The sequence below is a fragment of the Streptomyces sp. NPDC005017 genome (assembly GCF_042873115.1).
Taxonomy (GTDB): Bacteria; Actinomycetota; Actinomycetes; order Streptomycetales; family Streptomycetaceae; genus Streptomyces.
The window spans coordinates 1-11,229 of the sequence record NZ_JBIALD010000053.1; the positions used below are offsets into that span (position 1 = coordinate 1).

At 72.6% G+C, this 11,229-nt stretch carries 7 protein-coding genes and 1 pseudogene; 7 read left to right on the forward strand and 1 reads right to left on the reverse strand.

Annotation, left to right across the window (positions count from 1 at the left end; genetic code table 11):
- The first annotated feature begins 463 nt into the window (after positions 1-463).
- Both ACFYR0_RS37620 and ACFYR0_RS37625 read left to right on the forward strand, forming a co-directional pair.
- Positions 464-2,122 (forward strand): PucR family transcriptional regulator, encoded by a 1,659-nt coding sequence (locus tag ACFYR0_RS37620; RefSeq protein WP_389338848.1) that lies wholly within the window; start codon positions 464-466, stop codon positions 2,120-2,122.
- Positions 2,123-2,302: 180 nt separating this feature from the next.
- Complete coding sequence (locus ACFYR0_RS37625) at positions 2,303-3,748, forward strand: aldehyde dehydrogenase family protein (RefSeq protein ID WP_389338851.1); 1,446 nt, start codon at positions 2,303-2,305, stop codon at positions 3,746-3,748.
- A 223-nt stretch (positions 3,749-3,971) separates the two neighbouring features.
- On the opposite strand, the gene ACFYR0_RS37630 is transcribed toward ACFYR0_RS37625, so the two are convergent.
- Entirely contained in the window at positions 3,972-4,979 is a 1,008-nt protein-coding gene (locus tag ACFYR0_RS37630) for a LacI family DNA-binding transcriptional regulator (protein ID WP_389338854.1), read from the reverse strand.
- A gap of 573 nt (positions 4,980-5,552) precedes the next feature.
- Here ACFYR0_RS37630 and ACFYR0_RS37635 point away from each other — a divergent pair.
- The 5 genes and pseudogenes from ACFYR0_RS37635 to ACFYR0_RS37655 form a co-directional block, all read left to right on the forward strand.
- Positions 5,553-7,490 (forward strand): acyl-CoA dehydrogenase family protein, encoded by a 1,938-nt coding sequence (locus ACFYR0_RS37635; RefSeq protein ID WP_389338857.1) that lies wholly within the window; start codon positions 5,553-5,555, stop codon positions 7,488-7,490.
- A gap of 86 nt (positions 7,491-7,576) precedes the next feature.
- The gene (locus ACFYR0_RS37640; RefSeq protein ID WP_389338860.1) at positions 7,577-8,281 is read left to right on the forward strand and encodes a hypothetical protein; all 705 of its coding nucleotides are present in this window, start codon (positions 7,577-7,579) and stop codon (positions 8,279-8,281) included.
- 37 nt (positions 8,282-8,318) lie between these two features.
- Positions 8,319-9,575: a 1-deoxy-D-xylulose-5-phosphate reductoisomerase gene (gene dxr, locus ACFYR0_RS37645; RefSeq protein WP_389338863.1), complete on the forward strand. Its 1,257-nt coding sequence runs from the start codon at positions 8,319-8,321 to the stop codon at positions 9,573-9,575.
- Between the two features lie 8 nt (positions 9,576-9,583).
- Positions 9,584-10,876 carry a M50 family metallopeptidase gene (locus ACFYR0_RS37650; RefSeq protein WP_389338866.1) on the forward strand — a complete coding sequence of 431 codons (1,293 nt, stop codon included), beginning with the start codon at positions 9,584-9,586 and terminating at the stop codon, positions 10,874-10,876.
- A gap of 215 nt (positions 10,877-11,091) precedes the next feature.
- Positions 11,092-11,229: pseudogene (locus tag ACFYR0_RS37655) on the forward strand (4-hydroxy-3-methylbut-2-en-1-yl diphosphate synthase); the annotation flags it as partial.

Below are 11,229 nucleotides of genomic sequence, written 5' to 3' on the forward strand. Positions count from 1 at the left end.
TGCGCGTCACGATCGCCTTCCTACCCAATCCCCGTTACCAGGAGACCCGGATCGGCAAGATTGATCACGACATCACACAGTCCCTAGGGCCCTTCCGATGGATCTCCGCGGCGTCGCGACGCCCGGCACGCACTCCCTCACCGCCTCAAGGGCGTGGGAGGTGCCCCCAAGCCGCACGGCGTGAAGGGACAGGTGGCTCCGCCACATGGCCCTCCGCACCGCACGCCGATCGCCCGCACCGGACGCCGCTCCTGCTCCCACGGAGATCCATCGGAAGGGCCCCAGAGCCCTTCCGGCGGAGATCCACCAGAGGGGCCGCGGCTGGGGGCCCCGGGGCTACGGCCCGTCCGGCAGAGATCCGTGTGACGCTGGGGTCCGACCGTACGGTGAGGCAGAATCGAGTCAGGCCGTTCATACACCGCGGCCAAGTGACCAGCCTCCGCCCTCCGGATCTGAAGGCCCCATGCCACCCACGCTCGCCTCGCTCGTCCACCACTCCGCGCTCAAGCTGACCGTGCGGGCGGGCGAGGACCGTCTGGACGTGCCCGTGCGCTGGGCGCACGTCAGCGAACTCGCCGACCCCGTGCCCTACATGGAGGGCGGCGAACTGCTGCTGGTCACCGCGCTGAAGCTGGACGCCGAGGACCCCGAGGCGATGCGCCGCTACGTGCGGCGCCTGGAGGGCGCGGGGGTCGTCGGGCTCGGCTTCGCGGTCGGCGTCAACTACGACGAGATCCCCGCCGCCCTGGTCGACGCCTGCGCGCAGGAGGGGCTGCCGCTCATCGAGGTGCCCCGGCGCACCCCGTTCCTCGCCATCACCAAGGCCGTCTCGGCCGCCATCGCCGCCGACCAGTACCGGGCGGTCACCGCGGGCTTCGCCGCCCAGCGCGAGCTGACCCGGCAGGCGCTCGGCGAGGGCCCCGAGGGACTGCTCGCGCACCTCGCCGCCCAGGTCGACGGCTGGGCCGCGCTCTACGACGCCTCCGGTGCCGTCGTCGCCGCCGCGCCGGACTGGGCGGTCCGGCGCGCCGCCCGGCTCACCGCCGACGTGGAACGGCTGCGCGAGCGGCCCGCGCCCGCCAGCTCCGTGGTCGGCGGGCCCGAGCACGAGGACCGCGTCGAGCTGCACACCATCGGCACCGGCCGCCGCCCCCGCGCCGCCCTCGCCGTCGGCACCGCCGCCGCCCTCGGCACGGCCGAGCGCTACGCCCTGCACTCCGCCATCGCCCTGCTCACCCTCACCACCGAACGCTCCCGCTCGCTGCGCGCCGCCGAGCAGCGCATCGGGGCGGCCGTGCTGCGCATGCTGCTGGCCGGGGAGCCCGACCACGCCCGCGCGGTCGCCGGGGACCTGTACGGGGAGCTGCTGGACGCCCCGTTCCGGATGGTCCTCGCCGAGTGCGTGGCGCCCCGGGCCGACCGCGCCGAGGCCCTCGGCGCGCTCACCGAGCTGGTGGAGTCCGCCGCGGCCCGCTCCGGCGAGCCCGTACTGGTGGTGCCGGAGGGGGAGCGGCTGGTGGTGCTGGCCGCGGACGGCGGCGCGGCGGTGACCGCGTGCGAGCGGTACGCGGCCACCCGGGAGGCCGCCCGCGCCGGTGGCGCCGGGTTCCCGGCGGCCGCGCGCGGCGGGCAGGGCGGGCGCGAGCAGCCGGGCCGCGCGGGCGCCGCCGCACGGGAGCCCGTGCCCGGCGAGGAGGCGGAACCGGTCGTCGGGCTGTCCGCGCCCGTCGGGCCGATCGCCGCGGCCGCCGCCTACAAGCAGGCCGAGCAGGCCCTGTCGGTGGCGCGCCGGCGCGGCCGCGTCCTGGTCGAGCACGAGCAGCTCGCCGCCGGGTCGGTCGTGCCGCTGCTGGCCGACGACGCCGTGAAGGCGTTCGCCGACGGTCTGCTGCGGCCGCTGTACGAGCACGACGCCACCGGCCGCGGCGACCTCGTCGCCTCCCTGAAGGCCTGGCTGTCCCGGCACGGCCAGTGGGACGCGGCCGCCGCCGACCTGGGCGTGCACCGCCACACCCTGCGCTACCGGATGCGGCGCGTCGAGGAGATCCTCGGCCGCTCCCTGGACGACCCGGACGTACGGATGGAGCTGTGGCTGGCGCTGAAAGCCACCGCTCCCGAGTAGAAGCCGAAGGCGGCGCATCCCGTAGAGGCCGAGAGCGGCGCACCCCGGCGCACAGAAGTCCAAAGCGGCGCACCCCGCAAGCCGACTGCTACGAATCGGACAACCCCGTCGCCCGGACGCCCCACCTACGGTGGTTCAGGTAACCCCCAGCAGACCTCTACGCGGAAGGGCCGGGACTCGATGACCGCCACCCACGCCTTCTGGCTCGCCGGCCGCCAGGCCACCGGCACGGACACCTTCGACGTGACGAACCCGTACGACGGCCGTCTCGTCGGCAAGGTCAGCGTCCCGACCGAGGCCCAGGTCGAGGAGGCTGTCGCCGCCGCGCACGGCGTGCTCGACGAGTTCGCCGCCACCCCGGCCCACGTACGCGCCGCCGCCCTGGACCACGTCTCCAGGCGGCTGGCCGAGCGCACAGAGGAGATCGCCCAGCTGATCTCCGCCGAGAACGGCAAGCCGGTCAAGTGGGCGCGCGGCGAGGTCGGCCGCGCCGTCTCCGTCTTCCGCTTCGCGGCCGAGGAGGCCCGCCGCTTCAACGGCGGCGACGCCCAGCGCCTGGACACCGACGCCGGCGGCGTCGGCCGCCTGGGCCTGACCCGCCGCTTCCCCAAGGGCGTGGTCCTCGGCATCGCGCCGTTCAACTTCCCGCTGAACCTGTGCGCCCACAAGATCGCCCCGGCCATCGCCGTCGGCGCGCCGATCATCCTCAAGCCCGCCCCGGCCACCCCGCTGTCCGGTCTGATCCTCGGTGAGCTGCTCGCCGAGACGGACCTGCCGGCCGGTTCCTGGTCGGTGCTGCCGGTGCTCAACGAGGCCATGCCCGCCCTGGTCCAGGACGAGCGCCTGCCGGTCATCTCCTTCACCGGCTCGGACAAGGTCGGCTACGCCATCCAGCAGTCGGTGCCGCACAAGCACTGCACGCTGGAGCTGGGCGGCAACGCCGCCGCCGTCGTCCTCGGCGACTGGTCCTCCGAGGCGGACCTGGACTGGGCGGCGACCCGGATCGCCACCTTCTCCAACTACCAGGCCGGCCAGTCCTGCATCTCCGTGCAGCGCGTGATCGCCGACGCCTCCGTCTACGACCGGCTGGCCGAGAAGGTCGTCGCGGCCGTCGAGGCGCAGGTCACCGGCGACCCGGCCGCCGACTCCACCGACGTGGGCCCGCTGGTCAGCGAGGACGCCGCCCGGCGTGTGGAGTCCTGGGTGAACGAGGCCGTCGAGGCGGGCGCCAAGCTCCTCACCGGCGGCACCCGGGACGGTGCCACCTACGCGCCGACCGTGGTGGCGGGTCTGCCCGAGGGTGTCACCCTCGCCACCGAGGAGGTCTTCGGTCCGGTCCTGAGCCTGCACAAGGTGGACGGCGAGGCCGAGGCGTTCGCCGCGGTCAACGACTCCAAGTTCGGCCTCCAGGCGGGTGTGTTCACCCACGACCTGCGCACCGCCTTCCGCGCCCACCGCGCGCTGGAGGTCGGCGGCGTGATCGTCGGCGACGTGCCCTCCTACCGCGCCGACCAGATGCCGTACGGCGGCGCCAAGCAGTCCGGCGTCGGCCGCGAGGGCGTCCGCTACGCGATGGACGACTACACCTACGAGCGCGTCCTGGTGCTGACCGGCCTCGCCCTCTGAGGCGTCACGGACACACCGTCACGGCGGACGGACCACGGCCGGAGCCCACACTGTGCGGGGGCTCCGGCCGTCGCCGTGTCCGCGACCGTTCAGGGCGGGTGACCGTCACGGCGACCGCTGCCGCGCGGGGACGGCCGGAGTCCGGACGGGCGGCCGGACGACGGCATGGGGTGTGTGGCGGGCCGCAGGGCGGCGGCCCGGGGTATGTGGCGGGCGGGGGCGGTCAGGAGGCGGCGGGGCCCGAGCTGGCCCGGACCGTCAACTCGGGTTCGATCAGGACGACTTCGTCGCCGTCGCGGCCGTCCAGTTTGGCCACCAGCCGCTCCACGGCGTGCCTGCCCATCTCCTGGGCGGGGATGGCCACGGACGTCAGCCGCACCGAGGCCTGGACGGCGACCTGGTCCGGGCAGATCGCCACCACCGACACGTCCTCGGGCACGGCCCGGCCCTGCTGGCGCAGCAGGGCGAGCAGCGGCTCGACGGCCGACTCGTTCTGCACGACGAACCCGGTGGTCGCGGGCCGTTCGTCGAAGACACGGGCGAGCGTCGACGCCATCGCGTCGTACCCGCCCTCGCACGGCCGGTGCAGCAGCCGTACGTCCAGCTCCCTGGAACGGGAGCGCAGTCCGTCCAGGGTGCGCTCGGCGAAACCGGTGTGCCGTTCGTAGACCGCGGGGGCCTCGCCGATCACGGCGACGTCCCGGTGGCCGAGCGTGGCCAGTTGCTCCACGCACAGCGCGCCCGTCGCCGTCCAGTCGAGGTCCACGCAGGTCAGGCCGGTGGTGTCGGCGGGCAGCCCGATCAGCACGGACGGCTGATCGGTGCCGCGCAGCAACGGCAGGCGGTCGTCCTCCAGCTCCACGTCCATCAGGATCATCGCGTCGGCGAGCCCGCTGCCGGTGACCCGGCGCACGGCGTCGGGGCCCTCCTCGCCGGTGAGCAGGAGGACGTCGTAGCCGTGCAGGCGGGCGGTGGTGGCCACCGCGATGGCGATCTCCATCATCACCGGCACGTACATGTCGGTGCGCAGGGGGATCATCAGCGCGATGATGTTGGACCGCTTGCCGGCCAGCGCGCGGGCTCCCGCGTTCGGGTGGTAGCCCAGCTCCCGGATGCTCTCCTGGACCCGCTGCCGGGTGGTGACGGAGATGGACCGCTTGCCGCTGAGGACATAGCTCACCGTGCTCGCCGACACTCCGGCGTGCTGGGCGACCTCGGCGAGGGTGACCATCCAGTTCTCCCGGCTCCGGTGAAGCGCTTCGACGGTGTGCTTTGCGGGCAATGGCGAGTGGGGGTGTCCGACAGTAGCTCCACGAAGAGCGGGTGTCCATACGTTGTCGAAGCGCTTCGACAGCCTTTTGCCGGTGACGCTCCGGCGGCCCTCCGCAACCCCGTCCGGCGCCGCTACGGCCGCGGGCGCCGACCGGGACGCGTACGCGAACCGTCCCCCGGAAGGCCCCCCATGCAACACTCAGGCCGCGCCCGCCGGAAACACCGCGTCGACGGCACCCTCCACGTCCGGGCCGGGGCCCGCCCCGGACGGCCGCCGCACCCGGTCGGCTTCCCCTGGAACACTCGTGCGGCGCAAGCCGCCCCGTGAGGCCGAACGCGTCACCGCGTCGAGGCCGGTGCCGGGGTCCCGGAGGGTACGGCCCGCCCCGACGCCGCCGCACATCGCGCCGACATCGGCCGGACGTCCGCGCGAGGACTGGTGGGCACGTCCGGATTCAGGTACATACGATCCGGTAGCACCGATCGGTAACGCACGGTCCCCAAGACCCCTCTTCGCGGCGAGGTGAGCCTCATGTCCGCAACAACACCGCCACGCACCACCGTCACCGAACGTGAGGCCCGCCAGGTCGCGGAGGCCGCGCGGGAACAGAACTGGCGCAAGCCGAGCTTCGCCAAGGAACTGTTCCTCGGGCGCCTGCGCCTCGACCTCATCCACCCCCACCCCCTGCCCGCCGCCGACGACGTCCAGCGCGGCGAGGAGTTCCTCGCCAAACTGCGCGACTTCTGCGAGACGGAGATGGACCCGGCGGTCATCGAGCGCGACGCCCGCATCCCCGACGCGGTGATCAACGGGCTCAAGGAACTCGGCGCGCTCGGGATGAAGATCGACCCGAAGTACGGCGGCCTCGGCCTCACCCAGGTCTACTACAACAAGGCCCTCGCCCTCGTCGGCTCGGTCAGCCCCGCCGTCGGCGCCCTGCTCAGCGCCCACCAGTCCATCGGTGTGCCCCAGCCGCTGAAGATGTTCGGCACCCAGGAGCAGAAGGACGCCTTCCTGCCGCGCTGCGCCCGCACCGACATCTCCGCCTTCCTGCTCACCGAACCCGACGTCGGCTCCGACCCCGCACGCCTGGCCACCACCGCCGTGCCCGACGGCGACGACGCCTACGTCCTCGACGGCGTCAAGCTGTGGACCACCAACGGCGTCATCGCCGACCTCCTCGTCGTCATGGCCCGGGTGCCGAAGTCCGAGGGGCACAGGGGCGGCATCACCGCGTTCGTCGTGGAGGCCGGCTCCGAGGGCATCACCGTCGAGAACCGCAACGCCTTCATGGGCCTGCGCGGCATCGAGAACGGCGTCACCCGCTTCCACCGGGTCCGCGTACCCGCCGGAAACCGCATCGGCCCCGAGGGCTCGGGCCTCAAGATCGCCCTGACCACCCTCAACACCGGGCGGCTGTCCCTGCCCGCCATGTGCGTGGGGGCCGGGAAGTGGTCCCTGAAGATCGCCCGCGAGTGGTCCGGGGTCCGCGAGCAGTGGGGCCGTCCCGTCGCCCTGCACGAGGCCGTCGGCTCCAAGATCAGTTTCATCGCGGCCACCACCTTCGCCCTGGAAGCCGTCCTGGACCTGTCCTCGCAGATGGCCGACGAGGACCGCAACGACATCCGCATCGAAGCCGCCCTCGCCAAGCTCTACGGTTCCGAGATGGCCTGCCTCATGGCCGACGAACTCGTCCAGATCCGCGGCGGCCGCGGCTTCGAGACCGCCGAGTCGCTGCGCGCCCGCGGCGAGCGCGCCGTCCCCGCCGAGCAGATGCTGCGCGACCTGCGCATCAACCGCATCTTCGAGGGCTCCACCGAGATCATGCACCTGCTCATCGCCCGTGAGGCCGTCGACGCCCACCTCAGCGTCGCGGGCGACCTCATCGACCCGGAGAAGTCCCTGTCCGACAAGGCGAAGGCAGGCGCGCACGCCGGCGTCTTCTACGCCAAGTGGCTCCCGAAACTCGTCGCGGGCCCCGGCCAGCTCCCCGCCTCCTACGGCGACTTCCGCCACGAGACCGACCTCTCCCGCCATCTGCGCTACGTCGAACGCCACGCCCGCAGACTCGCCCGCTCCACCTTCTACGGCATGTCCCGCTGGCAGGGCCGCATGGAGACCAAGCAGGGCTTCCTCGGCCGGATCGTCGACATCGGCGCCGAACTCTTCGCCATGAGCGCCGCCTGCGTCCGCGCCGAACTCCTGCGCGCCCGCGGGGAGAACGGCCGCGAGGCCTACCAGCTCGCCGACGCCTTCTGCCGCCAGGCCCGCATCCGCGTCGACGCGCTCTTCCACCGCCTGTGGGCCAACACCGACGACAACGACCGCGAGATCGTCAGAGCCGTCCTCGACGGCAGCCACGAGTGGCTGGAGGCGGGCATCGTCGACCCGTCCGGCGACGGCCCGTGGATCGCCGACGCCTCGCCCGGCCCCTCGTCCGGCGAGAACGTCCACCGCCGGATCCGCTGAGAGCACCGCCCCGCGTTCGGGACCGTTGCGGCTGTCGGACAGAATCAGCCGGCAATTGATCAACGGAAGACGAACACGGGGCGGGAATGAAGAAAACGACGTTCGGCCGGGTGACGGCAGCCGCACTCACGACGGCCGTGCTCCTCGCGACGGCGGCCTGCGGCGGCGACGAGTCCGCCGCGGGCGACGAGGGCCCGGCGCCGCTCACCGAGACCCAGCTCCTGGCCGCGGCCCTCGCCGAGGGCGACATAGGCGCGTACACCTCCGAGGAGCCCTACGGCGAGGACGGCCCCCTCAGCGACACCTACACCGCCCGCCCCGAGGTCTGCCAGCCGCTGGTCGGCCTCGCCGAGGGAGCCACACCGCACGACGCCGCCGCCGAGGTCGCCCGGGACGTGTCGGACCCCAACGCCGAGCCGGCTGTCGACATCGACCTCCGGCTGCGCTCCTACACCGCCGAGGACGCCACCGCCGTGATGAAGGCCTTCGGCGAGGCCGGTGAGAAGTGCGCCGACGGCTTCACCGAGGATCGCGCCCTCGCCGAGGCGAAGGTCCTCCGGGTCGAGACGCTCGAGGCACCCGCCCTGGGCGACGAGGCACTCGCCTTCCGCATCACCATGCAGGACGTCAAGGACGACAGCCTGAAACTGTACGAGTACCTCACCGTGATCCGCTCCGGCACCACCACCCTCTCCTTCCGCGCGGAGCCAGTCGGCACCGAGGACTTCGGCGGTGTACCGCAGGACGTCGTCGACGCGCAGTGGGAGAAGTTCCGCCGCACCACCCCGTGAGCACATCCGGCGCCCGAGTACGGCAAGAATGGGGGGCATGAGCGACAGCCCAGCCCCCCTCGCCGACCCGCACCTCGTCTTCGACCCCGTCGCGGGAGACGGCCCCAAGGACATCGTCGTCCTCGGGTCCACCGGCTCGATCGGCACGCAGGCCATCGACCTGGTCCTGCGCAACCCCGACCGCTTCCGGGTGACCGCCCTGTCCGCCAACGGCGGCCGGGTCGCCCTGCTCGCCGAGCAGGCCCGCCGCCTGCGCGTGCGGACCGTCGCGGTGGCCCGCGAGGACGTCCTGCCGGAGCTGCGCGAGGCCCTGGCCGCCGAGTACGGCATGGGCGAGCCGCTCCCCGAGATCCTGGCCGGCCCCGACGCGGCCACCGAGGCCGCCGCGTCCGACTGCCACACGGTGCTCAACGGCATCACCGGCTCCATCGGACTCGCCCCGACCCTCGCCGCCCTGGAGGCGGGCCGCACCCTCGCGCTCGCCAACAAGGAATCGCTCATCGTCGGCGGCCCCCTGGTCAAGGAGCGCGCCAAGCCCGGCCAGATCATCCCGGTCGACTCCGAGCACGCCGCCCTCTTCCAGGCCCTCGCCGCCGGCACCCGCGCCGACGTCCGCAAGCTCGTCGTCACCGCCTCCGGAGGCCCCTTCCGCGGCCGTACGAAGGAGCAGCTCGCGCACGTCACCGTCGAGGACGCCCTCGCCCACCCCACCTGGGCCATGGGACCGGTGATCACGATCAACTCCGCGACGCTCGTCAACAAGGGCCTGGAGGTCATCGAGGCGCACCTGCTCTACGACATTCCCTTCGACCGCATTGAGGTCGTCGTCCATCCCCAGTCGTATGTTCACTCGATGGTGGAGTTCACGGACGGATCGACCCTGGCGCAGGCCACGCCCCCCGACATGCGTGGTCCCATCGCCGTCGGCATCGGCTGGCCCGAGCGCGTGCCCGACGCCGCGCCCGCGTTCGACTGGAGCACGGCCTCGACGTGGGAGTTCTTCCCGCTCGACGACGAGGCCTTCCCCTCCGTGAACCTCGCCCGGCACGTGGGCGGGCTCGCGGGCACCGCCCCGGCGGTGTTCAATGCCGCCAACGAGGAGTGCGTGGAGGCCTTCCGGGCTGGCGCGCTGCCCTTCAACGGGATCATTGAGACCGTCACCCGGGTCGTCGAGGAGCACGGCACCCCGGCGACGGGAACCTCACTGACCGTGTCGGACGTCCTCGAAGCGGAGACCTGGGCCCGCGCACGCGCCCGGGAACTGACGGCACAGACGGCGGAGGCCCGTGCATGACGACCCTGATGTTCATCCTCGGCATAGTGGTCTTCGCGGTGGGCCTGCTCTTCTCGATCGCGTGGCACGAGCTGGGCCACCTCTCCACGGCCAAGATGTTCGGCATCCGGGTGCCGCAGTACATGGTCGGCTTCGGCCCCACCATCTGGTCGAGGAACAGGGGCGAGACCGAGTACGGCATCAAGGCGATCCCGTTCGGCGGCTACATCCGCATGATCGGCATGTTCCCGCCCGGCCCCGACGGCAGGCTGGAGGCCCGCTCCACCTCCCCGTGGCGCGGCATGATCGAGGACGCCCGCTCGGCCGCCTTCGAGGAGCTCAAGCCGGGTGACGAGACCCGCCTCTTCTACACGCGCAAGCCGTGGAAGCGGGTCATCGTGATGTTCGCGGGCCCCTTCATGAACCTGATCCTGGCCTTCGGACTGTTCCTCACCGTGCTGATGGGCTTCGGCATCACCCAGCAGACCACCACCGTCAGCTCGGTCTCCCCCTGCGTCATCGCGCAGAGCGAGAAGCGCGACGAGTGCCAGAAGGCCGACCCCGCCTCCCCGGCCTCGGCCGCGGGCATGAAGGCCGGCGACAAGATCGTCGCCTTCGACGGCGCCCGGATCGACGAGTGGAACACCCTCTCCGACCGCATCCGCGAGAGCGCCGGCAAGAACGTGGAGATCGTCGTCGACCGCGGCGGCCGCGAGGTCACCCTGCACGCCGAGATCGCCACCAACCTGGTCGCCAGGAAGGACTCCTCCGGGACCTACGTCCAGGGCGAGTACGTCAAGGCCGGCTTCCTCGGCTTCAGCGCCGCCGAGGGCGTCGTCACGCTGGGCCTCGGCGACTCCGTGACCTGGATGGGCGACCGCGTCGGCGACGCCGTGGACTCCCTGGTCGCCCTGCCGTCCAAGATCCCCGCCCTGTGGGACGCCGCCTTCGGCGACGGACCGCGTGAGCAGGACTCCCCGATGGGCATCGTCGGAGCGGCCCGGGTCGGCGGCGAGATCGCCACCCTCGACATCCCGGCCTCCCAGCAGCTCGCGATGTTCGTCTTCCTGCTGGCCGGTTTCAACCTCTCGCTGTTCCTGTTCAACATGCTCCCGCTGCTCCCGCTGGACGGCGGCCATATCGCCGGCGCCCTCTGGGAGTCCCTGCGCCGCACCACCGCCAGGGTCCTGCGCCGCCCCGACCCCGGCCCCTTCGACGTGGCCAAGCTGATGCCGGTCGCCTACGTGGTCGCCGGGGTCTTCGTCTGCTTCACGCTGCTCGTCCTGGTCGCGGACCTGGTGAACCCGGTGCGTATCTCGTAGGACAGAGGCAGGACACCCGCGGTTCACGGCGGCCGGGCACCCTGGGTGTCCGGCCGCCCTCCATCGGGTGGTCCGGCCGCGGCGCGGGTCCCTCTGTCGGACGCATTCGGGGCGGGGGCGTGATCCGGCCGCGCGGCGTGCCGTAATCTCGAAGCCTGGAGCCCGCCGCAGATACGGGTCCGGACCTTGATCCACGACTTGGGGTTGCACAGCAGATGACTGCGATTTCTCTCGGCATGCCGTCCGTTCCGACCAAGCTCGCCGAGCGCCGGAAGAGCCGGCAGATCCAGGTCGGCTCCGTGGCGGTCGGCGGGGACGCCCCCGTGTCGGTGCAGTCGATGACGACGACCCGC

Coding starts and splice junctions, on each gene's coding strand:
- ACFYR0_RS37620 (WP_389338848.1), top strand. CDS start 464: ATGCCACCCACGCTCGCCTCGCTCGTCCACCACTCCGCGCTCAAGCTG.
- ACFYR0_RS37625 (WP_389338851.1), top strand. CDS start 2,303: ATGACCGCCACCCACGCCTTCTGGCTCGCCGGCCGCCAGGCCACCGGC.
- ACFYR0_RS37630 (WP_389338854.1), bottom strand. CDS start 4,979: ATGGTCACCCTCGCCGAGGTCGCCCAGCACGCCGGAGTGTCGGCGAGC.
- ACFYR0_RS37635 (WP_389338857.1), top strand. CDS start 5,553: ATGTCCGCAACAACACCGCCACGCACCACCGTCACCGAACGTGAGGCC.
- ACFYR0_RS37640 (WP_389338860.1), top strand. CDS start 7,577: ATGAAGAAAACGACGTTCGGCCGGGTGACGGCAGCCGCACTCACGACG.
- dxr (WP_389338863.1), top strand. CDS start 8,319: ATGAGCGACAGCCCAGCCCCCCTCGCCGACCCGCACCTCGTCTTCGAC.
- ACFYR0_RS37650 (WP_389338866.1), top strand. CDS start 9,584: ATGTTCATCCTCGGCATAGTGGTCTTCGCGGTGGGCCTGCTCTTCTCG.